The organism is Streptococcus sp. SC1 (genome assembly GCF_030272855.1).
Lineage (GTDB): Bacteria > Bacillota > Bacilli > Lactobacillales > Streptococcaceae > Streptococcus.
Genome location: NZ_JAQCMU010000005.1, coordinates 93,881 through 117,358 on the forward strand (window position 1 = coordinate 93,881; position 23,478 = coordinate 117,358).

A 23,478-nucleotide genomic window follows, 5' to 3' on the forward strand; every position below is an offset into this window, starting at 1 on the left:
TAAACCTGCAACAAAGCTGTTTGCAGGTTTGTTATAGGCTGATAGTTAGTAGATTGAAAGGAATTTTATCTCTATGGTGAATCGCCAAACTCCTAGTCTCTCATTTGAAGTATTTCCTCCTAATCCGGCAGTAGGCAATGATAAGATTTTTCAGGCGTTGAGGGAGATGCAAGATCTGGCTCCCCACTTTATCAGTGTGACTGCCAGCAATAATAAATTTGATATTGAGGAGACAACGGTTCGTTTGGCTGAGTTCATCTCCAATGACCTTGAGATTCCGACGATTGCCCATTTGCCAGCTGTTTATCTAACCAAGGAAATGGTATCCAATATCTTGCAGGCTCTGGATCGTGTTGGGGTTAATCAGATTTTGGCTTTGCGAGGAGATGTTTTTCCGGATGTGGCGCCTAAGGATGATTTTAAATATGCGACTGATTTGATTGAGTATATCAAGACAGAAGCACCACATTTTGACATCATCGGTGCCTGCTATCCAGAGGGTCACCCAGACTCACCAAACCAGATCTCAGATATTCAGAATCTAAAGAAAAAGGTTGATGCGGGCTGCTCTAGTCTTGTCACTCAGCTCTTCTTTGACAATGAACGTTTCTATGATTTCCAAGATAAGTGTACCTTGGCTGGGATTGATGTTCCGATTCATGCAGGGATCATGCCTATTCTTAACCGAAACCAAGCGCTTCGTCTTTTGAAAACGTGTGAGAATATTCATCTTCCGCGCAAATTCAAGGCTATTCTGGATAAGTATGAACATGATCCAGAATCCCTACGGACAGCTGGTTTAGCCTATGCGGTGGATCAAATTGTTGATTTGGTGACCCATGATGTAGCAGGGATCCATCTCTATACGATGAATAACGCGGCTACAGCTTACCATATCTATAAGGCGACCCATGCGCTCTTTAACCATACCCCATCCGTTCAATCTTTTTAAGATGAATGAAGAAACCACTAATCAGATTCATTTGCTGTTTAGTGGTTTTTGTTTATAGATTTTGATCATTTAGAAGCTGATAAATGATAGAGTCGTTTTTTCTTGCTTGCTAAAATGTCTTATTTTGTTTATATTAGTTTTATAAGCTTTCTTGGAGGCGTTTGCATGTCGAAAAATCTGTTGAGGTTGAAATTACTAGGAAGTCCGAGTATCTTTCTCAATCAAGAGGAAGTCTTTTTTCCTTTTGCTAAAATCAATGCTTTGCTCTATTATCTCCATATCAATGGAACAGTCAATCGGGAGGAGATTGCAGGAATCCTCTGGGAAAACAAGGATAATCAGACCGCCAAAAAGAATCTGCGGAATACCATTTATCAGGCTAACAAGCTATTGGGTGGAGAATGGATTATTGCTCCCAACCGGACTGTGCTATCGCTTAATCCCGAGTGTGCGATTGAAAGCGATGTAGAACTTTTCACGGACCATCCAGCGGAGTATCTGTCGCTCTATCAGGGTGATTTTCTGCAGGGCTTTTATCTCAAGGACAGTGAAGCCTTTGACTATTGGGTGTCCAAGATGCGGACGCGATATGAGCAGCTCTATATCCAGGCTTGCTACCAAAAGTTGGAAAAAGATCCGTCGAATTTGGAGGAATCAGAGCGAAATCTGCGTCGTATGATCAGTATTGATGAGTTTGATGAGAAGAATTATCATCTGCTGATGAAGCTCTATCAGGAGAATGATCGACCTGGTAAGGTGATTGAGACTTATTATAAATTGGTCAATCTCTTGGACAAGGAATTGGGCATTAGTCCGAATGAAGCAATTCAACAGCTGTATCATGAAGTGATGGCCAAGGATCGCAGTGAGCGTAAGATCAAGCAATTTTTACGTAATACAGACCACTTTTTTGGTCGAGTGGATGAAATCAAGCGTTTGGAATCTTATTTTTCTAAGATTTTAGAGAGGCAAGAACTTCGTGCGCTGCTCTTAGTCGGTGGTACTGGCATCGGTAAACGGACAGTGACCCGACAAGTACTGGCTAATCAGACCAAGTATTTCCAGATTGTTATGGCAGAGTGCTTCAAGGAAGAAATGACGGTCGGATTGCAGCCTTGGCGCAGTCTGCTTGATGGCTTGGGCGACTTAGTCATTCAGCATCAGATCCTTTCGACCAGCCAGTGGCAGGTTATTTTGGATAGTTATTTTCCGATGATGGCAGGTGAAGCTTCGGATCTTGAGCTGAATACAGATCGTCTGGCTCGGTTTGTGTTGGATATTTTGCAAAAGATTTCTAAGAAAAAGGCTTTGGTGATCTTGGTTGAGGACTGTCACTGGATGGATGAGGCTAGTGTGGCTGTTTTAGAGCAGGTTATGAACCATTTGAGGGATTATCCAGTAGCTTTTGTGTTGACAAAGCATCTGAGTACGCCACCCTATCTTGGCCGCTTTTTCAATCACTTGTTGCTTCGTAGTCAGCTAGACTGCATTGAACTGCAGCCACTGGATTTTAAGGCAAGTGCGGCTTATTTACAGGCCCAGACTGGACAGTTAGCTATATCTGAAGAACGGCTTGCGGCTATTTATCGGGTCAGTCAGGGCATCCCTTTCTTTCTGTCGGAGTATGCGGAGCAGCTTTTGCGAGGTGAAAAATTCCAGCCATTAACCTCAGTTATTAAAGCAAAACTATCTCTGAAATTAGGCTATTTGAGCAGCCAGGAGGAGGAATTGGTTGACTATCTGGCTTGCTTTAGTTCCCCAGCTTCGGTAGCACTCTTAGCTAAGTTGCTAGGCCTATCTGTGGAAGAAGTGGTCGAAATTGCTGAAGGATTTGGGCAAAAACAGCTTTCAATAGAAGAGGAACAGGAGGAATTGGTTTTACGGTTCAGCCAGGAGCTTTTGCGGATTTATGCTTATGAGCGCTTGCCCCTTGCCAAGAAGCGGATGCTACATCACCAGATTGCCCAAGGCATGGAAGACCAGCTGGGAGCCTCTCTCTATCATGCTCAGCTGCTCAATGATATTGCCTATCATTATAAGTTGTCCAAGCAGCCGATTAAGTCTCTGGAGTATGAGTTGCATTATCTCGAGGCTACCTTGCAGTTTCATCATGAGCTCTTTCCGATTTATTCGCGGGAGTTTGGCTTTATCGAAAAGACGGATGATAGCAATCAGTCCGCAGTTTTGGACCGGTTTGACTGTATCCGTCGGGAAATAGAAGGATTAGAGAGAAAACACCAGAATCACAAAGATTTTCAGTTATTGGTTCTCCGCTTTCTCTATCTGGAAGGGCGCTATGCTATCCGGACGGGGAATTACCAGCAGGGAATGGATAACATCCAGCAGGTGATTGCTTCTGCTAAAGAGCTGCAGCAGATGGAGTTTCTCCTAGAAGGCTATCGGCAGATGATTTACTATTGCATCCAGACGGAGAATATTCCTGAGATGCGCTACTATACGGAGTTGGCCCTAGATGCTTCAGTTCAGGCCAATAATCATGAAGCTATTGCAATGAATCTTCGACTCAAGGGACTTTATCATCTCATGATTGGAGATGAGGAGCAGTCACTCCGCCATCTTTACCAATCTATCGATTGCTTTAGTTTGACGGCTTCGTTGCGCTCTAAGTATTCGATTCAGATTGCGGCGGCTCTAGATTATCTGGCAGAGATTGAACAGATTCGCGGGAATTTCACGACAGCGCTGGCTCATCAGAAGGAAGCCATTGAGCTGACGGAAAATAAAACAGCAGAGCCTTCGATTTTTGCTTTCTATATAGGCTTGGGCCTGACTTATTATCAGTTAAAAGATTATGAACAGGCGGAGCGAATCTTGCTGAAAGCGAAAGCAGCCCTGAGGTCGCTCAGCTTTCCTTGGAAGGAGACCCAGCTGGAAGTTTATTTGGCCTTGATTGGCTGCGAGAAGGGAGATTATCAGCCAGTGCTTGATCTGCTGCGGAAAAAGGATAGTCTCATGAATCGCTATGGCAATCCGCGGGACAAGGGCTTGATCTACTATCTGATGGCTGTGATCAAGTATCGCCAGCTGACTGGCAGCTGGCAAGAAGCTGGTTTTGAAAATTTATTAGCTCAGGACTTTGAAACTTATTATGAAACAGCCAAAAGTCAGCTCAATCCCTACCGGGATCGTCATCAACTAAAGGAATTAGAAAACTTACGCCGTACCTTGTCTTAAGAATTGAACACAAATAAAAGAGGATGAAAGCAATGTTCATCCTCTTTTGATGTTTGTAATGAAGTTTTTAAATGCCCATCAGTCATGTACTTGTGCCCAGATTTGGGTCAGGTAAAAGACAAAACTGGCCGCTAGATTAGCCGTATGGTTGTCTATATCGTGAGGGGGAGAGACTTCGACGATGTCAAAGCCAATTAGCTTGCCTGAAGCAGCGATGTGCTGGAAGACCAGCACAGCCAGATTGGGGTCTACCCCCAGCGACTGGATGGCACTGACACCAGGAGCAGCGCCAGCTGCAAAGCAGTCAATATCAATGGTTAAATAAACCTGCTCTTTATCGGCTAGAAAAGCATCAATTACCTTGCAGACTTCCTTGTGACCCATTTGGTAGATATCCATTCCAGTCAGGAACTGGATAGCCTTAGATTTGGCTACAAAGTCAAAGAGGAAGAGATTGTTATTGTGCTCCTGAATCCCTAGGATGAGGTAGTTAAAGATCTGTTTCTGAGCTAAGGTATCATCAAACATTTGACGAAAACCGGTACCGGAGTTGGGGCCCGTCTGATCGTAGGGGCGTAGGTCAAAATGGGCATCCATATTGATCACAGCTAAGTTTTGGCCAGGATTTAGTGACGACTTAAGACCTAGATAGTTGCCGTAGGCTGTTTCGTGACCGCCGCCTAGAACGATGGGTCGGAGATTAAGCTCTCGCAGGCGTTTGATTGCTCGCGCCAAGCTTTGCTGCAGTTGTTCCAGAGAGCGGTTAGGCCCGTCAATATCGCCAACGTCAAATACTCGAACGTTTCTACCTAGATGCCAAGGAAGCTTGGCCAGCTGAGTTCGGATAGCTTGTGGTCCTTCGACAGCCCCCACTCGGCCGTTATTGATATAGACACCCTTGTCGCTCTTGAAGCCAATCAGGGCAAAGTTCACCCCTTCAAAAGGAGTTAAGTTAGGATCATTTAAGTCCAGAAACTCAATGACCATGCCCCACTTAGCAGTATATAGATTGTCTTCTGGACCTCGCTGATAGTAATGGTTGTCTAGCTGATAGTAATCTTCTAACATAATTTTGTCCTTTTTGATAACGATACTTGCGACTTTATTATAAGAGTTTCCGCTAAGCCTGTCAATGACTTTTGGCGGGAAAAGAAGCCCAGCTGCATGAGAGCGGGCTTCTTATGTTAGCTTTTTACAGAGGCATCAGCTTTAGAACTGAATGCTCAAGTCCACAGCCTTTTCAACGGCTGCTAGGAATTCATCGCTCTCAATCAGCTCAGAAGCCTTGTTGAGTTCTTCGTAGATCTCGATGTCCTTGTCAAACTCAATAAAGCGGACATGCTGACGGAAGAGGTCATAGGCTGGCTTGGTTCCTTTACCAAGTTCATGGTTTTCTGGTTTCAGATCCAGAGCTTGGCAGGCTGCCATGATTTCTGTTGCCACGATGCGGCGAGAATTCTTGAGAATTTCAGCTGCCTTGCGTGCTGCAGTAGTTCCCATGCTGACAAAGTCTTCTTGGTTTTCACAAGATGGGATAGAGTCTACGCTGGCTGGATGAGCCAGAACCTTGTTTTCAGAAGCAAGCGAAGCACAAGCATACTGGGTAATCATAAAGCCAGAGTTGAGTCCTGGATGTTTGACCAAGAAGGATGGAAGCTTGCTCAGTTGGCTGTTGACCAGACGTTCTACACGACGCTCGGCTACATTACCGATTTCAGAAATAGCGATGCCGAGGAAGTCAAATGGCTGAGCCATTGGTTCTCCGTGGAAGTTACCGCCTGAGATAACATGGCCTTCCTTAGTAATGATAGGGTTGTCTGTAACGGAATTGATCTCAATCTCAACCTTGGTCTTGACATAAGCGATAGAGTCCTTGCTGGCACCATGAATTTGCGGAATACAACGCAGGGTGTAAGGGTCTTGGACCCGTTGTTGAGTGGCTACGGTTGTGTTGCCACTGCCTTCTAGAAGGTTGCGGATATTGCGGGCTGTAGCTAGCTGACCGCTCTGAGGTCGAATGGTGTGTAAGTCTTCTTCAAATGGACTGGTAATACCATTGTGGACCTCCATGGAAAGGGCACCAGCGACATCTGACAATTTAAGCAGCTGGATGGAATCGTAGGTAGCCAGAGCTCCGATACCTGTCAGGACAGTCGTTCCGTTAATCAGTGCCAGCCCTTCCTTGGCTGCTAGAGCAATTTTCTCTATACCAGCCTTGTCCAAAGCTTCTTGTCCAGAGAGCAGTTGACCTTGATAGTATGCGTGGCCCAGTCCTAGCATAGGAAGCACCATGTGAGCCAGCGGTGCCAAGTCGCCAGAGGCGCCGAGAGAGCCTTTTTCTGGAATAAATGGCACGACGCCTTTATTGAGCAATTCCAGAAGTTTTTCGACAGTAGAGAGACGGATACCAGAATAGCCCTTGACCAGAGAATTAATCCGAATTAACATGATAGCACGAACTGCATCTTCAGGAAGAGGATCGCCAAATCCTGAAGCATGGGTGCGAATCAAGTTTTCTTGCAGCTGAGTCGTATCTTCTGGCGAGATGCTGACATTGCAGAGGGAGCCAAATCCAGTCGTAACGCCATAGACTACCCGCTTTTCGCGAACGATGTCATCCACGATTTTGCGGGAAGCTTCTACAGATTTCTTAGCTTCTTGGTTGATTTCGCATATAGCTCCATGACGAGCTACTGCAATGACATCTTCTAAAGTAAGGTGTTCGCCATCCAAATTGATTACATGTGTCATAAGATTCATTCTCCTTTTTGTTCAAGAACTTTATTTTTACAAATCAGTACTATATAAATATAGTAGACTGCGCTGGCGACAAGGACACCGATGAGACCATAGACATAGTTCATTGGATTTTCACCCCAAATCATGACGAGGCTGATTAGGACCGCTAAAATTGGGATGACAGGACCAAATGGAACGCGGAAGACCACTTTCTTATCTGGATATTTCTTTCTCAATACCAATACGGCTAGAGCAGTTGGGATGTATTGGAAGAAGCGGAAGACTACGCTGAGAGCCGCTAATGCTTCAAATGTTCCTGTAAAGAGCAAGGCGATGGCCAAAAGTCCGGAGATAATAATGGCAATTACAGGGGCATTTTTAGCATTGGTTTCAGCGATTTTTTTAGGCAACAAGCCTTCATCTGCAATGGCTGCACCATAACGTGGAACCATGATAGATTCCCCGATGTTAAGTCCAGCAATAGAGATCAGCGCTCCAATAGAAACAATCCATGCTCCAGCAGGGCCAATCATTTCGACAAAGGCGTCTTGCACAGATGCATCTGTTTGCAGGATACGGCTGCCTAACATGGCGATAGTTCCTGCGATAATTAGCATATAGAGAACAGAGACAATACTGATAGAGCCCAAAATAGCCCGAGGCACATTCTTTTCTGGGTTGCGCATTTCACCAGCAACGATAGACATGGTTTCAAATCCGATGAAACCGTAGAAAATATAGATTGCTGTACTAGAGATGGCTTTCATGATATCTACGCCAGGTTCTAGCTGAAGAAACGGAGTGAAGTTTCCTTTGTCAATTCCTCCTTTGATGAAGAAAATCGCACATAGACTGAAAGCGACAATTGGGATGAGCTTGGCTACAGTCGCGGTCAATGTGAACATTTTGGAGGTCTTAAGACCTGATATATTCATCAGACTGAGTAGGATAATCAGGCTCACACTGAGCAGAAGTTCATAGGGGGCAAAGGATTTAAAAGTAATGACAAAAAGTCTCGCAAATCCTGCTGCCATTGCTGACCAAGCGATGATGGTAACCGCCCAGCCTAGGAAGCCAACATTAAATCCGACAAAGTCCCCAAAGGCTGCTTTGGAATATTGGAAGGCTCCGCCATTTTTATTAAAATAACCAGCAGTTTCTGCCAAGCAGACGGCTAAGAGAATAACGAGGAGGGCAGTTCCCAGCATGACAGCTAGAGAAGCAGGCCCCAGTCCTTTATAAATCTTTTGAGGCAGGAGGAAAATTCCTGAACCGATAACAGCATTGATACCATAGAGAGTAGCGCCAGAAAAGCTGAATTTCGCATTTTCTCGCTCTTGTTCTTGTGCAGTGAGTTTAGTCGCATTCATAATAATGTTTCTCCTTTAGAGATATGGGATCCTTTCCAAGTAAAGATAGAACGATGATAGGACATCCTTGTATCTTTACTTAGTAGGGATATGGGTCAAACCAGCCCATATAGCAAGGGGCGTTCCCTGTGGCTGGTTACTCGAAAACATTATTTGCAGCTCAGTTTCCTGAGCCTCTTTTTCCACTATCAGAAGTTGCCCTGTCTCTAGGTTAAGCGATGGCAGGCCTGTTCCTGTCACCATCAAATCACTCAAGGCATAGATAAATTGAATTGCTTCATCTTGACTAAGCTCTTCTCTATCTGAGATGGCAAGCATCTGTCCCTGATAATGGTCGCTGTAGATTAAGTTAAAGTCGGTACAAGTCCCACGACTTGTGATAGAATCACTCCCTTCGAAAAAATAGGGGGTAAAGGGAGCTAGAACCGTTTCCTCCTGCCGACTGGCATTGTGGAGATGAAGTGTGTGGTCCAGGCTCATGAGAATGCGGTGAAAGCCGCTGAGGTCAGAAAACTGACTTTCAGCCAACTCCACAGTCGCTGTTGAGAGCCGATAGTCAAAGTCACGCTTGCCATAGTGGCCAGTTGGCGGGGAAAGATAAAGCTGTTTTGTCTTTCCCCCCGACCAATCGGAAACTTGAAAATCGTTTGATTTTAGAAGAGTTATATTTGCCATTTTTTGTAATGATTAGAACAAACCGCTGATATTGCCATCTTTATCAACATCAATCTTTTCGCTGGCTGGTACTTTAGGCAGTCCTGGCATGGTCATGATCGTACCAGTCAGAGCAACGATGAAGCCCGCACCAGCAGAAACTTTAAGCTGGCTGATCGTCACGACAAAGTCTTTAGGAGCGCCCAGTTTTTTAGCATCGTCTGAGAAGGAGTACTGAGTCTTAGCCATACAGATAGGATAGTTGGAGAAGCCCAGCTCTTCCAGTTGTTTGAGTTCGCGTTTAGCAGCAGGAGTCAGGCGAACGCCCTTACCTCCATAAACCTTAGTAACAATTTTGTTCAGCTTGGTCTCAATGGAGTCCTCTTCATTATATACAAATTGGAAGTGATTGTCTCCTTCAGCCAGTTCAACGACTTTTTCAGCCAACTCTTTACCGCCGGCTCCGCCATTGGCCCAGACATCAGAAATCACGACGTCAACGCCACGTTTTTGGCAGGCGTCATAAACTGCTTGCAATTCTGCTTCGGTATCCAGCGGGAATTTATTGATGGCAACGACTGCTGGCAGGCCATAAACATCTTGAATGTTTTCCAGATGTTTTTCTAAGTTCGGCAGTCCGTCTACAACAGCTTGGACATTTTCTTCAGCTAGATCGCTCTTAGCCACACCACCGTGCATCTTGAGAGCGCGGATGGTAGCAACTAGAACTACAGCAGATGGGCGAAGACCAGATGTACGGCATTTGATATCGATGAATTTTTCAGCACCGAGGTCAGCACCGAAACCAGCTTCTGTGACTGCATAGTCGGCATATTTGAGAGCCAGCTTGGTAGCTAGGACACTGTTACAACCATGGGCAATATTGGCGAAAGGTCCGCCGTGAATCAAGGCTGGTGTGTGTTCCAGAGTTTGAACTAAGTTTGGATGGATGGCGTCTTTGAGCACAGCAGCCATAGCGCCACCAGCTTTCAGATCCTTAGCAGTTACTGGCTTTCCTTCAAAGCTGTAACCAATGATAATCTTTTCCAAACGGTTCTTGAGGTCAGTGATATTTTCTGACAGACAGAGAATAGCCATAACCTCAGAAGCAACTGTAATGTCAAAACCGTCTTCACGCGGAACACCGTTGACCTTGCCCTGCAAGCCATCCACAATGTGGCGCAACTGCCGGTCATTCATATCCACTGCCCGCTTCCAAGTGATGCGGCGAGAGTCGATGCCTAAGGCATTTCCATGGTGGATATGGTTGTCAATGAGGGCCGCCAGCAGGTTGTTGGCAACACCGATGGCATGAAAGTCACCAGTGAAGTGGAGGTTGATGTCTTCCATAGGCACAACCTGAGCATGCCCACCGCCAGCAGCTCCGCCCTTGATACCAAAGACAGGTCCGAGTGAAGGTTCCCGCAGAGCGATAACGGCTTTTTTACCGATAGCAGCTAGAGCATCGACCAATCCGACAGAAGTCGTAGTCTTACCTTCTCCAGCTGGTGTTGGAGAAATAGCGGTCACGAGAATCAGTTTGCCGTCTGGCTTGTCTTTTAGAGCTTCTAGTTGGCCGGCACTGATTTTTGCCTTGTAATTTCCATAAAGAGACAAGGCGTCTTCAGCAATTCCTAGCTTTTCTGCCACTTCTTTGATGGGCTTCATTTGAACCGAATTGGCAATTTCAATATCTGATAAAACCATATTGTTACCTCTTGAGAAGAGGAAGTCCATTCACAGGAAAGAGTGAGCTTCTCTTCCGTCTATTTATTAGACAACTTTCAAAATTTCTTGATAAATTTCATCGGCTAGGGCGCAGCCTTTTTGCAGGAGTTCTTCACCCTTGCTGCGGTAGTCTGCGACGAATGCTTCATCCTTGACACCTGACAGGTTGATGAGGACATTGAGCCAAGCTCCTTGCAGGCCAGCCTTAAGGTTGAGAGCTGCAACTCCCAGGTCGCTTGCTGCATTGGTATTGGACTTGCCAACAGCCTTTTGAGTTGTTTGCAGGGCAGCCAAGATGTCTTCCATCATGCCATAAGGTGACTTGGTAGCTTCCTTGAGGGCTTGCTGCATCGCTTCCCGACGGGCAGCCTTGTCTTCCTCTGTTTCCTTAGGCATATCAAAGACGGCGGAGACTAGATTGAAGGCTTCAGTGTCCTTGTCGATAGCTGCGAGCAGGCTTTCTTGCAGGCGGGCACTTTCTGCATGCACTTGAGCAATTTCTGCTTCAAATTCTGCGTATTTTTTCTTGCCTAGGGTTAATTCGCAGACCATCTTAGTCAGGGAAATACCGTTCGCTGCGGAAAGAGCAGCGGCAGATCCACCTCCTGGTGCAGGAGCATCTGAGCCTAGGACTTGAGCAAATTCTGTCAAGCTTAAATCTACTAAGTTCATAGGTTTCTGTCCTCCTAGCCCAGCAAATGGTTTTCCAGAACTTGCTTGCCATAGTCAAAGTCTTCGATTTGCAGATAGTATTCTGCTGCGTCAATCAAAGCCTTGGCTGGAGCCAAACCGATAACTTCTGAGCCGAGGATTCCAACTCCATAGCGTTTGGCTTCAAAGCGAACAGTTTCAAAAACACGATAGAGTGGGAATTTTTCCAGATTGACCATGTTGATAGAAACCTGAGCAATGTTGCGATCTTCCAGCATTACACCGATAGCCTTACAGTACTTGTAACCACCGCTTGAACCACGGATGACTTTGGCAATATTGTTGGCAATTTCCAGATTGTCTGTATCCAAGTTGATGTTGTAGGCGATGAGCGGCATTCTAGCACCAACAGCAGTGACACCAGCAGTTGGGTGAATCTTTCTTTCACCATAGTCAGGCGCCCAGTCAGCTTCCAAGAGTTTTTCAGGCATGCCTTCAAACTGTCCTTTACGAACCTTAGCCAAGTTCTTACGCTCTGGACGAGTCGCTGCATCTTCATAGAGGAAGATAGGGATACCGAGCTCACGATTGATTCGCTCAGATACGGTCTTCGCAATTTCTACGCATTCCTCACTTGTGATGTCCTTGATCGGTACAAAAGGCAGGACATCAGTTGCGCCCATACGAGGGTGTTCACCTTGGTGTTTGGTCAAGTCAATATTTTCAGAAGCATATTTAACCAAACGGAAGGCAACTTCCTGAATGTTTTGGTCATCACCGACCAGGGTAAAGACGCTGCGGTTGTGGCTGGCATCAGAAGAGTGGTCCAAAAGTGTTACGCCTGGCACGCTCTTAGCTACTTCCACTAGACCGTCAATGACCGCTTGATTGCGGCCTTCAGAAAAGTTAGGAATACATTCAACAATTTTTGCCATAAGATATTACCTCGTGTTATATGTTATTAAAATTACAGAGTGAATAAAGTGGAACTTCCGTCTGAGCTAGGTGTGAGGCCTAGCTCAGTTTAGAAGTTGGGGGACAAGTTTTTCCTATTCGAACAATTTCTTAACAGATTCTTTGACCAAATCTTCGTCAGTTAAGTACGGAATGGTAATGTGGTCTGTTCCTTGGTGGAGACGGTTGTACTCGATAGCTGTTTCGATGGCATGCTCATTACGTGCCCAGTTACGACGTGCAACCCCGCCGATTGTATCCCAAGCGATAGCAGATTTAATGATTTCATCAATGCGTTCGCTGCCGTCCAGTACCAAGCCAAAGCCACCGTTGATTGCTTTACCGATACCAGTTCCGCCACCGTTGTGGAGAGCTACCAGACTCATACCACGAGCTGCATTACCAGCGTAACATTGCACAGCCATGTCGCAGGTAACATTAGAACCGTCCTTGATATTAGAAGTTTCACGGAATGGAGAGTCAGTACCAGATACATCGTGGTGGTCACGGCCGATCATGACAGGACCAATCTTGCCTTCGCGTACTAATTCATTGAACTTGAGGGCGATATTGACACGACCCATACAGTCTTGGTAGAGAATCCGAGCCTGAGTTCCAACAACCAGCTGGTTCTTTTCTGCATCGCGAATCCAGTTGTAGTTGTCGCGGTCTTGGTAGCGGCGGTTAGGGTCGATCACTTCCATAGCAGCATGGTCAGTGGCGACTAGGTCTTCGTGCTTACCGCTCAGACATACCCAGCGGAAAGGACCATAACCATAGTCAAAGAGCATTGGCCCCATGATATCTTCTACATAAGATGGCCAGATGAAGCCATCTTTGTCGTCAAAGCCATTCTTAGAAATTTCCTTGATGCCGGAGTCATAGACTGCCTTCATAAAGGCATTACCGTAGTCAAAGAAGTAGGTGCCGTTGCTAGTCAGGGTCTTGATTGCCTTGAAGTGACGTTCCAAGGTTTGGTCAACCAACTTAACAAAGCTTTCCTTGTCTTCAGCTAGGAGGCGAGTCCGTTCTTCAAAGCTGATACCAGCCGGACAGTAGCCGCCGTCGTAAACATTGTGGCAAGAAGTTTGGTCAGATAACAAATCCACATGGATGTTATGTTCGTTGACGTATTCCAAGAGGTCTACGATGTTACCGTGATAGGCAATAGAAGTTGATTCGCCAGCTTCCAGAGCTTTTTGAGCCAAGTCGATTGCTTCTTTTGGACTTTCAGCCAATTGGCTAATCCAGCCTTGGGAGTGGCGAGTTTCAATCCGAGATTGGTCTACTTCAGCTATAATTGCTACTGCTTTAGCGATTTCAGCTGCTTTCCCTTGAGCTCCACTCATACCGCCCAGACCAGAAGAGATGAAGAGTTTGCCAGTCAGGTCGCCGTCGTCAGCTACACCCAGTTTCAAACGTCCAGCATTGAGGAGGGTGTTGAAAGTACCATGGACGATACCTTGAGGGCCGATGTACATCCAGCCGCCAGCTGTCATTTGACCGTAGTTGGTCACGCCCATTTCTTCTGCAATTTCCCAGTCCTTCATATTGTCGTATTCACCGACCAAGAGGCCATTAGTGATGATAACGCGAGGTGCTTCTGGTTTGGATTTGAAGAGTCCGAGCGGGTGACCAGATTCTACAACCAAAGTTTGATGGTCGGTCATGACTTCCAAGTATTTCTTGATCAGGTTGTACTGCATCCAGTTGGCGCAGACAGATCCAGTTTCTCCGTAGGTAACCAATTCATAAGGATAAAGGGCGATTTCAAAGCTCAGGTTGTTGTCAATCATGACCTGCATAGCTTTGGCTGCAGTACAGTTCCCTTTATATTCATCAATTGGTTTACCGTAGATGCGTTCTTTTGGACGCCAGCGGTAGCCATAAATCCGTCCGCGAGTCTTCAGTTCTTCTAAGAATTCTGGAATTACTTCCTCATGGAATCTCTTTGGAATATAGCGAAGGGCATTTTTAAGAGCAATTTCGGTCTGAGCTTGAGTCAAACGGAAGCCCCGGTCAGGTGCTCGACGGATGCCTTCTTGGAAAACCGTTTTTTCAGGTAATACATCGTCTAATTTGACGGTCATTGCTGCTGCAATATCTTGTTCGCTGTAGAATGACATGTTTATTTCCTCCTTGTAAAATAACTTAAGATTTGACCTTATTTTATAACAGCGCCGTCGGTACAAAGTCAAGAAAATATTTCTAAAGATAAAAAATATCAATATATCCAATATATATTGGTTTTTGACTATAATTTGACGATAGTGTATTATGATGAAAAGCGAATAAGTTGGAAAATGAATGGAGGAACAAGCATGACTGCTGATTTACTATTAACTCACTTTGATCAAGTCTTCTGTCCCAAGGATCTCGGACACCCCCTTTTTGGTGAGGAGATGAAGGAAGCTCAGGTCTTGGAGGACGGCTACATTGCAGTCAAAGACGGTAAAATCCTAGCTGTTGGTAGTGGAGAGCCGAATGCCAGTCTAGTTGGACCAGATACTAAGATTCAGTCTTATGAGGGCAAGATTGCTACACCTGGCTTGATCGACTGTCACACTCACTTGGTCTATGGCGGCAGCCGGGAGCATGAATTTGCTAAGAAATTAGCCGGAGTCCCTTATCTGGAAATTCTTGCTCAAGGCGGCGGAATTCTCAGTACAGTCCGAGCGACAAGAGAAGCTTCTTTTGACACTCTCTATGATAAGTCCAAGAGACTGCTGGACTATATGCTGCTGCATGGGGTGACGACTGTTGAGGCTAAGAGTGGCTACGGTCTGGACTGGGAAACAGAGAAGCGCCAGCTGGATGTCGTTGGGGCTCTGGACCGTGACCACGAGATTGATCTCGTTTCTACCTTTATGGCTGCCCACGCCGTTCCACCAGAATACAAGGGACGCTCTCAGGAATATCTGGAGCTTATCGTCGAGGAAATGCTGCCTCGGGTAAAAGCAGAAAATCTAGCTGAGTTCTGTGATATTTTCTGTGAAAAAGGCGTCTTTACAGCTGACGAGTCACGCTACTTGCTTTCTAAGGCTAAGGAAATGGGCTTCAAGCTCCGCATCCATGCTGATGAAATCGAATCTATCGGTGGGGTAGATGTAGCAGCTGAACTGGGAGCAACTAGTGCAGAGCACTTGATGGTAGCGACCGATGAGGGCATTCGCAAGATGGCAGAAGCCAAGGTTATCGGCAATCTCCTGCCAGCGACTACCTTCAGTCTGATGGAAGATACCTATGCACCAGCCCGCAAGATGCTGGAAGCTGGTATGGCCATTACCCTGACTACTGACAGCAATCCTGGCTCTTGTCCGACAGCTAACCTGCAATTCGTCATGCAGCTGGGCTGCTTTATGATGCGCCTGACGCCAGTGGAAGTTCTCAATGCTGTAACTATCAATGCGGCCTACTCAGTTAACCGCCAAGATAGGATTGGCAGCTTTGATACTGGCAAGCAGGCTGACATTACCATCCTAGACGCTAAGAATATTGACTATCCACTTTATTTCTTTGCGACTAACCTGACCCATCAGGTTTACAAGGCAGGCAAGTTGGTTGTTGATCAGGGTAGAATCGTCTAATTTTACAAGTTGGTCTCATTTCCATGTGATAGCAAAGATTTTCTTAGAAGTTCTATTGTTGATTATAGAAAAAGCAGATTTGTGTTCAATAAAGGCCGTGGCTTAAACACCACGACCTTTCTGTTTTTTTATGAGATTAGGACATTGAGCTGGTCCCTTTATTATCTACCCACACACTGCGCGTAAAGACCATGGAGAATAGAGCTAGAGACGCAAAGCCTGCTCCTACATACCAGTAGGGTATGTCCAGTGTCGTGGAGCGTCCAGATAGATTGACAATGCCACGAAAGAGCATGCCGGCTGTCATGGCGGCTACAGCTGAGTTCCAGAGGTTGAGGCTGAGCCGAGAGAGATTGGGAATTATTTTCATGAAGAGCAGGAGGAGGCTGCCCCCAACGAGAGGAAGAGCAAAGAGATAGTGCATGTGGACAGATGTTTCCCCGAAGCTGAAGGATTCATAGATTCTGCTGAAAGCAAAGAAGAAAATCGTTAGCAGCATGTAGGAAACAGCTGTTTTTTTGAAACGTTTTTTGCTGGGATTAGTAACCGATGTAGACAATGTCACTCACCGCCCTTTCTGAAATATTTCCGTTGGTGGTAGGTTTGTTGATGACCTGACCGCTGAAGTACATAGTGGATGAGCCACCGCCATCAAGGTTGTAGGCAGTCTTGACGCCATAAGATTTCATGATTTCTGCCATTTCATAGAGGGAAAGTCCCTGACTTTCTGAAGTGCGTCCGTCTGAAACGATGATGATATAGTGGTTTTCGTCAATGATGCCGATAGATGTCCGTGGATTGGAAGCCATAGACTGGCCAACTTCGGACTTGGTATTCACGACAATTTCGCCATTTTCTACGAGGGCTGGTCCGAAGGCTAGGAGATTGACCACACCGTCTTCGACTAGCTGGTCGGCAGAGATTTCATTTTCGTAAATGATTTTAAAGGAGCCGTCTTTGTAAATGGCCAAGTCCCCATTACTGGCGTCCTCTCGGACGGTATCACGGTAGACGACACCATTGCGGATGACATAGCCGGTAGAATTGGCACCGTAGTAGTCGCCGTTAACCGCTAGGATGGCCTTGTTATTAGCCGCTGTTTCTGAAGTTTTGGCCGTGACATTGGTCCCGTAGGTGTTGTTGGCAAGGGCTGTTTTCAAGTATTCAGCGGAGCTGACGGTCACATCGGCAACGTAGACTTGAGTATTATTGACGGTCTTTTCAGTCAGCGTAACCGAGATGTTATCGTCTGAATAGCTGGTATCTGTCACTGTTGCTGTTTCAGCGGCCTTGCTGGCAGCCTCGGCATTGGACGACGAACTTGCGCTTGAAACCGTGGAAATGGTCTCTGCAATGACGAAGGTTTTCAGCATGGAGTAGCTGAAAGAAGCTGTCAGAAGTAGCCCGAAAATCGAGGCGTAGGCATAGCTTTTCTTTAAAAATTTCATGATGCAGTGTGTGTCCTTTCCTTAAAAATAAATCTCTTTTGTACCATCCAAGAGACGGTGAAAAGCAGCAGTCCGACGATGATCTTGACAATCAGAAGATTGAGACCAAAGACAGCGTAGAAGAGGCGAATCAGCAGTGTGTCTAGGATAAAGAGCACCAGAGCTAGGCTGAAATAGCCAGTTCCTGTCTTGAGTATACTGTCGTCGTTCTTAAAGACCAGTTTTTTATTGGTCGAGTAGTTGAAGACCGAACTGGTCACGCGGGCAATCCCATTGGCTAGGAGAATTCTCAGACTGGTTGGGGCAGCAGCTAAAAATAAGAGAGCCAGTGCGTAGACAATGTAGTCCACGACGAAGCTGCTGAGAGAGGTCAGGGCAAATTTAAAGATATTTTTATAAATCATGAGCCCATCTCTAACAGGTCGGAAGTGCGATCCTTGATTGTCATTGATATAGACCGTCTCAATGGGCACTTCCAAAATGGGATATTCTTTGCTGGCTTCTAAGAGCATGTTCATTTCGTACTCATAGCGCTGGCCTTCTACCTTCAGCATAAAGGGAATCATGTTAGTCGTAAAGGCCCGTAAACCGGTCTGCGTATCGGAGACACCCACCCCAGTCTGGGCTTTGAAGAGAGACCGAGTTAGGCTGTTGCCGAAGCGGCTACGCAGAGGTATCTTGCCAGTAAAGGCGCGTGCGCCCAGAATCAGCTGATTGGGATTTTCAGAAGCTTTGCTCGCTACATGGAAAATATCCCAGACCTTGTGTTGGCCATCCGCATCTGCTGTGATAACCGTTCCGTATTGACCCAGAGACTGGATGTAGGTGAAGGCAGTTTTCAGCGCTTGCCCCTTGCCTTGATTGTTCTCGTGATGGAGGACAGTCGCATATTGTCCAGCCTTTTCAAAGACTGTCTGGCGCTTGGCTGAGCTACCGTCATCGATAACAATGATATGAAAATCACTCTTGCTCTGAATTTTTTGAATCAGTTTGATCAAATTATAATCGGGCTCGTAAGCCGGAATCACTAGATAGTCCATATCCATACCTCTTTCTTAGATGATTTGTAGAAAGTATACAGATTGCGGCTTAAAGCTAGCTGATATCAGTTATCTTTAAGAAAAAGTTAAATCTTCTTTAAGGAAAAAGTGGGGAAAATATCTCGTAGGACAAAATAAAAAAACTGAGAGTGGGACAGAAATCGGTAATTCGTTAGAATTCGATTTCGTCGTCCCACCTCCGCACAGTTGAGTAGGGCTGTAAAAGCTGATGAAATCAGCGTAGTAGAGCCCACTCAACCACTGCGTCTTGCTCGATAATCCAAAGACAATTGAGAGGCTAGGACTTTTGTCCCAGCCTCAGTACTTTGTTTAATAACGTTTTTCTTTGGGCCAGGTGCTCATTTCAGCAACAGCTGTAAAAAGCACATCTGTGGATGAGTTGAGGGCAGTTTCGCAAGAGTCTTGGATGACACCGATGACAAAGCCAACGCTGACGACTTGCATGGCCAGATCATTTGGGATGCCAAAGAGGCTACAAGCCACTGGGATCAAGAGAAGCGAGCCTCCAGCCACTCCAGAAGCCCCGCAGGCAGAAATGGCCGCAACGATACTGAGCACCAGTGCTGTTCCGAAATCCACCTGAATGCCCAGTGTATTGGCCGCTGCAAGGGTAAGCGTGTTGATTGTCACTGCAGCCCCTGCCATGTTGATAGTAGAACCGAGTGGGATAGAGACCGAGTAGGTTTCGGGATTAAGACCCAAATCTCGACAAAGTTTCATATTAACAGGGATATTGGCAGCCGAACTACGAGTGAAAAAGGCAGTGACGCCACTGACTTTTAAGCAGCGCCAAACCAGTGGATAAGGATTTTTCCGAAGCATAATGAAGACAATCAAGGGGTTAACGACCAGCGCAACAAGAGCCATGGAACCTAGTAATAGGAGCAGGAGCATGCCGTAGCTCTTAAGTGCCTCAAATCCTTTGCCAGAAATGGTCGTGTACACCAGCCCTAAAATACCAAAGGGAGCCAGATTGATAATCCATTCGACAATCTTCGAAGTAATATCTGCCAGTGTTTTCAAAAGTTCTTTACTTTGCTGACTTGCTTCTCGCATGGCCACTCCAAAGACAACTGCCCAAGACAGAATGCCGATATAATTGGCCTTGGTCAAAGCGTTGATCGGATTATCGACAAGGTTGAGGAGGAGATTGCTCAGAACTTGGCCGATGCCTTCTGGTGGACTGACTTCCGAGCTAGCTGCGGTCAGCTCGATGGTCACAGGGAAGACATAATTAGCAAGAACAGCGACAAGGGCAGCTGCAAAAGTCCCGATTAGATAAAGGATAATGACGGTTTTCATATTGCTTTTCTGCTCTTTTTGGTGCTGAGAGAGGGCATTGGCAACGAGGGTGAAAACGAGCAGTGGTGCGATAGCTTTTAGACCGCCGACAAAGATTTGGTCGAGTAGGCTAATGGCGCTGGCTTGTGGAAAGATGAGGGCCAGCAGGGCGCCTGTGACAATCCCAATAGAAATCCGTTTGATAAGATTGGCACGATTCTAAGCAGAAAGAATTCGATGAAACATAGTAGATTCCTTTCTAAAATAAACTGCTTTCCATTATATTCTAGTGGTCGTATAAAATCAATGTTTTTTAGTATTCGCTATGCGGAATAAGGGTGCTTTGATGCCTATCTGTCGCCCTTTGTGGTATAATGAATAAGATTTTTGTATCTCATAGGAGGAAAGAATGACAGCTAATGGGAATGTTTTCACACGCTATTTCCAGCAATTCGACTGGTCAGCTATTCTGGATGATGTGTTTTCAAAATTCGTCTCCTTGGTCTTTTTGTGTGTACTATTTTGGGTGGCTAAGAAAATTCTCCATCTTTTTGTGACTAGACTGATTGCGCCATCTTTGAAACTATCTCGGCAGGATGCAGCTCGGCAAAAGACCATTATGCGCTTAATTGAGAATTTACTCAATTATGTACTTTATTTTCTCTTGTTCTACTGGATTTTATCCATTTTGGGCTTGCCAGTCTCAAGTCTTTTGGCTGGGGCAGGGATTGCTGGTGTGGCCATTGGGATGGGAGCGCAGGGCTTTCTGTCTGACCTAGTCAACGGTTTCTTTATTCTCTTAGAGCGTCAGTTGGATGTAGGGGACAATGTCCGTTTGACCAATGGTGCTATCAAGATTGCAGGGATAGTTGTCAGTGTCGGGATTCGGACTACGCAGGTACGCGATGCGGACGGAACTCTTCACTTTGTGCCTAACCGAAATATCACCGTTGTCAGCAATCTTTCTCGTGGCGATATGCGGGTTTTGATTGATATTCCTATCTATGCCGAGACGGATTTGGATGAGATCTATCGGATTATCGCTGCTGTCAATCAGGAAGCTGTGCCTGAACATCCAGAAGTTTTGAAGGAACCTGATATTCTGGGACCGCAAATGACTGCGAGCGGGCAGTTTTACTTTCGGATTAGTTTAATCGTTGCAAGCGGTATGCAGGCGAGTCTGTACCATGTTTTCTACAAGCTCTACCATGAAGCCCTGCTAAAAGAGGGGGTGGCTTTGCCAACATTTGCTCCTGTCACGGGAAATAATGGTAAAGCTTAGTAGTGGTCAGGGAAACAAAGACAAACAACATCTATCGGAAATAAGGTTTCTAATCACTAAAAGAGGCTGGGGCGAAAGTCCTAGCCTCTCAATTGTCTTTGGATTGTCGAGCAAGACGCAGTGGTTGAGTGGGCTCTACTAGGCTGATTCCATCAGCTTTTACAGCCCTACTCAACTGTGCGGAGGTGGGACGACGAAATCGAATTCTAACGAATTACCGATTTCTGTCCCACTCTCTTTTTCATTACAGCTTATCCTAGGTCTAACCTGCCTAAATATGACATGCTATGGCAAGTATTGTATAATAGGAAGAGGAGAAGGAGCAGGCATGCAGAATAATCGACTATTTCAGATATTGTACTATATTTTGGAGAGAGGAAAAGTAACTGCAACGGAGCTGGCCGAAAAATTTGAGGTCTCGGTCCGGACCATTTATCGAGACGTGGACTCTCTAAGCAGCGCTGGGATTCCGATTTATACCACGCAAGGAAAGGGTGGCGGCATAGAAATCGCAGAGGATTTTGTCTTGCGGAAGTCTCTGCTGACAGCGGAGGAGAAAGAGCAGATCATGGCTGCCCTGCAAGGCCTGGAGAGCACCAGCCAGCTTTACCAGAGTGACCTACTTACAAAGCTTTCGGCACTTTTTCAAATTAAAAATCCCAACTGGATCGAAATCGATTTTAATCACTGGCAAAATGATACAGCATATGAAGAAACCTTTCATCAATTGAAAACTGCAATTCTAGGCAAGCACCTTGTTTCTTTTTCTTACTTTGCTAGTGATGAGCGGGAGACAAATCGCCGTGTCAAGCCTGTACGCTTGTTCTTTAAAAGTCAGAATTGGTATCTTTATGCTTTCTGCCTCTTGCGACAGGAATTCAGGTATTTTAAGCTATCTCGGATGAAAAATTTGGAGCGGCTGGAGGAGAGATTTGAGGACAGCTTTGAAGATGTCGTCTTGGAAAAAGAACTGACCTATGAAAATACCATTAAACTGACAGTCAAGTTTGATCGCAAAGTAGCCTTCAGGGTTTATGATGAACTAAGCGGAGACATTCGGGCAGATGCGGAAGGAAATCTGTACACAGAAATCGACATTCCCAATGACCACCGTCTATATAGTTACATCCTATCCTTTGGAGACGCTGTGGAGGTCTTAGATCCTTCTGAAATCCGAGTGAAAATGAAAGAAATGATTCATCAGCTGGCAGAAAAATATAAAACTTGACATAGGGTGTCAGGTATCTTCTTGTATACTAATGGTAAGAAGAGAAAAGGAGGCAGCAAGATGAAATATGAATGGAGAAAGGGCGAGAAAGGCCTTTATGGAGCCAAGCAAAAGCCAGAGCTAGTAGAGGTGCCGAGTCAACAGTTCATTGTAATCGAAGGAGCGGGTGACCCCAATGAAGCGGATTTCTCTGAGCGGGTATCTGACCTTTATTCACTGGCCTATTCCATAAAAATGCTCTTTAAATCCATGATGAAAGATGAGGCGGAGGATAAGGTGACGGATTTCACGGTTTATCCTTTGGAAGGTATCTGGGAAAAAGCTGCTGGGGAAGGCTTCGATAAAAGTCGACTTCGCTATCAGCTCATGATTCAGCAGCCTAATGTCATCGATCAGGATATATTTGCGGCAGCGCTTGAGAATGTCCGCAAGAAAAAGCCTAATCCTCTCTACGACGACATTTGTTTTCAAAGATTGCCAGAGGAGCGGGCCATTCAGGTATTACACGTAGGAAGTTATGACAGTGAGCCGGCCTCTTTTGAGAAAATGGATGAGCTGGCAAACAGCTTGGGACTGGAAAGATGCGACCAAGTTCACAGAGAGATTTACTTGAGCAACAAAAATAGGACACCAGAAGAAAAGTTGAAAACCATCTTAAGGTATTCCGTCAGATAGGAGGAATTTGTCATGCCAAGACCTACAACAAAAAACGATTTGCTGGCTGCAGCTACAGAAAATTTCGAAAAACTGAATCTGCTCATTTCGAACATGACAGCAGAAGAGTTGGCGAGGCCCTTTGATTTTTCAAAGGATGAGAAAAAGAAAGAAGCCCACTGGAAGCGCGATCGGAATCTGAGGGATGTCTTAATCCATCTTTATGAATGGCACCAGTTGCTGCTCAACTGGGTGCAGGCCAATCAAAGGGGAGAAGAGAAGTCCTTCTTGCCAGCTCCCTACAACTGGAGAACTTATGGTGAGATGAATGTCGCATTTTGGGAAAAGCACCAGCAGACCTCTCTTGAGGAGGCAAGTTCTTTACTGGCTAGTTCACATAAAGCTGTCCTGGACCTAGCCGCAACCTTAACCAATGAAGAATTGTTTTCCAAGGGAGTTTATAAATGGACAGGCGGAACGACTTTGGGTTCTTATTTTGTCAGCGCCACATCCAGTCACTATGATTGGGCTATGAAAAAGCTTAAAGCTCATCAAAAGAATTGTAAAATGAATCCCATCTAATAAAGTTTTCTAGGACTTGAGACTGATTTTTAGCACTCTTGCAAAAAGAGTGCTAATTTTTTGGTTTTTTGTCTTGACATTCATTTTTAAGAGTGTATAATAGAATCATAAC

19 protein-coding genes are annotated in these 23,478 nt (G+C 45.6%); 7 read left to right on the plus strand and 12 right to left on the minus strand.

What is annotated here, in order from left to right; genetic code table 11:
- Window positions 1-73: 73 nt before the first annotated feature.
- Both metF and PAN94_RS08065 read left to right on the plus strand, forming a co-directional pair.
- Entirely contained in the window at window positions 74-952 is an 879-nt protein-coding gene (metF, locus tag PAN94_RS08060) for a methylenetetrahydrofolate reductase [NAD(P)H] (RefSeq protein WP_125446353.1), read from the plus strand.
- A gap of 165 nt (window positions 953-1,117) precedes the next feature.
- On the plus strand, window positions 1,118-4,147 hold the full coding sequence (locus PAN94_RS08065; protein WP_285875425.1) for an ATP-binding protein: 3,030 nt from the start codon (window positions 1,118-1,120) through the stop codon (window positions 4,145-4,147).
- 78 nt (window positions 4,148-4,225) lie between these two features.
- On the opposite strand, the gene hutG is transcribed toward PAN94_RS08065, so the two are convergent.
- The 8 genes from hutG to hutU form a co-directional block, all read right to left on the minus strand.
- A complete protein-coding gene (hutG, locus tag PAN94_RS08070; protein WP_285875426.1) occupies window positions 4,226-5,215 on the minus strand; it encodes a formimidoylglutamase in 990 nt (329 codons plus the stop codon).
- 141 nt (window positions 5,216-5,356) lie between these two features.
- Window positions 5,357-6,898, minus strand: a complete 1,542-nt coding sequence (gene hutH, locus PAN94_RS08075) for a histidine ammonia-lyase (protein WP_285875428.1) — start codon at window positions 6,896-6,898, stop codon at window positions 5,357-5,359.
- Window positions 6,899-6,903: 5 nt separating this feature from the next.
- On the minus strand, window positions 6,904-8,256 hold the full coding sequence (locus PAN94_RS08080) for an APC family permease (protein WP_285875429.1): 1,353 nt from the start codon (window positions 8,254-8,256) through the stop codon (window positions 6,904-6,906).
- Between the two features lie 75 nt (window positions 8,257-8,331).
- A complete protein-coding gene (locus PAN94_RS08085; protein WP_285875430.1) occupies window positions 8,332-8,931 on the minus strand; it encodes a HutD/Ves family protein in 600 nt (199 codons plus the stop codon).
- A 12-nt stretch (window positions 8,932-8,943) separates the two neighbouring features.
- Window positions 8,944-10,617 (minus strand): formate--tetrahydrofolate ligase, encoded by a 1,674-nt coding sequence (locus PAN94_RS08090; protein WP_285875431.1) that lies wholly within the window; start codon window positions 10,615-10,617, stop codon window positions 8,944-8,946.
- Window positions 10,618-10,683: 66 nt separating this feature from the next.
- Window positions 10,684-11,310, minus strand: coding sequence for a cyclodeaminase/cyclohydrolase family protein (locus tag PAN94_RS08095; protein ID WP_285875432.1), 627 nt, complete (start codon window positions 11,308-11,310; stop codon window positions 10,684-10,686).
- Between the two features lie 14 nt (window positions 11,311-11,324).
- Entirely contained in the window at window positions 11,325-12,224 is a 900-nt protein-coding gene (ftcD, locus tag PAN94_RS08100) for a glutamate formimidoyltransferase (protein ID WP_045634096.1), read from the minus strand.
- Between the two features lie 114 nt (window positions 12,225-12,338).
- Complete coding sequence (hutU, locus tag PAN94_RS08105; RefSeq protein ID WP_285875434.1) at window positions 12,339-14,369, minus strand: urocanate hydratase; 2,031 nt, start codon at window positions 14,367-14,369, stop codon at window positions 12,339-12,341.
- Window positions 14,370-14,564: 195 nt separating this feature from the next.
- Here hutU and hutI point away from each other — a divergent pair, with 195 nt between their 5' ends.
- Complete coding sequence (gene hutI, locus PAN94_RS08110; protein ID WP_285875436.1) at window positions 14,565-15,830, plus strand: imidazolonepropionase; 1,266 nt, start codon at window positions 14,565-14,567, stop codon at window positions 15,828-15,830.
- Between the two features lie 136 nt (window positions 15,831-15,966).
- On the opposite strand, the gene PAN94_RS08115 is transcribed toward hutI, so the two are convergent.
- The 4 genes from PAN94_RS08115 to sstT form a co-directional block, all read right to left on the minus strand.
- On the minus strand, window positions 15,967-16,389 hold the full coding sequence (locus PAN94_RS08115) for a hypothetical protein (protein WP_285875490.1): 423 nt from the start codon (window positions 16,387-16,389) through the stop codon (window positions 15,967-15,969).
- A complete protein-coding gene (locus PAN94_RS08120) occupies window positions 16,370-17,278 on the minus strand; it encodes a phosphodiester glycosidase family protein (RefSeq protein WP_285875437.1) in 909 nt (302 codons plus the stop codon). The genes PAN94_RS08115 and PAN94_RS08120 overlap by 20 nt, the downstream gene beginning before the upstream one ends.
- On the minus strand, window positions 17,275-18,324 hold the full coding sequence (locus tag PAN94_RS08125) for a bifunctional glycosyltransferase family 2/GtrA family protein (protein WP_285875438.1): 1,050 nt from the start codon (window positions 18,322-18,324) through the stop codon (window positions 17,275-17,277). The genes PAN94_RS08120 and PAN94_RS08125 overlap by 4 nt, the downstream gene beginning before the upstream one ends.
- Window positions 18,325-18,648: 324 nt before the next feature.
- Window positions 18,649-19,824, minus strand: a complete 1,176-nt coding sequence (gene sstT, locus PAN94_RS08130) for a serine/threonine transporter SstT (protein WP_285875491.1) — start codon at window positions 19,822-19,824, stop codon at window positions 18,649-18,651.
- Window positions 19,825-20,029: 205 nt separating this feature from the next.
- Between sstT and PAN94_RS08135 the strand changes: the two genes are divergently transcribed.
- The 4 genes from PAN94_RS08135 to PAN94_RS08150 all read left to right on the plus strand — a co-directional run bounded on the left by PAN94_RS08135 (window position 20,030) and on the right by PAN94_RS08150 (window position 23,366).
- Complete coding sequence (locus PAN94_RS08135) at window positions 20,030-20,902, plus strand: mechanosensitive ion channel family protein (protein ID WP_285875440.1); 873 nt, start codon at window positions 20,030-20,032, stop codon at window positions 20,900-20,902.
- A gap of 328 nt (window positions 20,903-21,230) precedes the next feature.
- Window positions 21,231-22,130, plus strand: coding sequence for a helix-turn-helix transcriptional regulator (locus tag PAN94_RS08140; RefSeq protein WP_285875441.1), 900 nt, complete (start codon window positions 21,231-21,233; stop codon window positions 22,128-22,130).
- Window positions 22,131-22,190: 60 nt separating this feature from the next.
- Window positions 22,191-22,805, plus strand: a complete 615-nt coding sequence (locus tag PAN94_RS08145) for a GyrI-like domain-containing protein (RefSeq protein WP_285875442.1) — start codon at window positions 22,191-22,193, stop codon at window positions 22,803-22,805.
- A gap of 12 nt (window positions 22,806-22,817) precedes the next feature.
- Window positions 22,818-23,366 carry a ClbS/DfsB family four-helix bundle protein gene (locus tag PAN94_RS08150; RefSeq protein WP_285875443.1) on the plus strand — a complete coding sequence of 183 codons (549 nt, stop codon included), beginning with the start codon at window positions 22,818-22,820 and terminating at the stop codon, window positions 23,364-23,366.
- The last annotated feature ends 112 nt before the right edge of the window (window positions 23,367-23,478 follow it).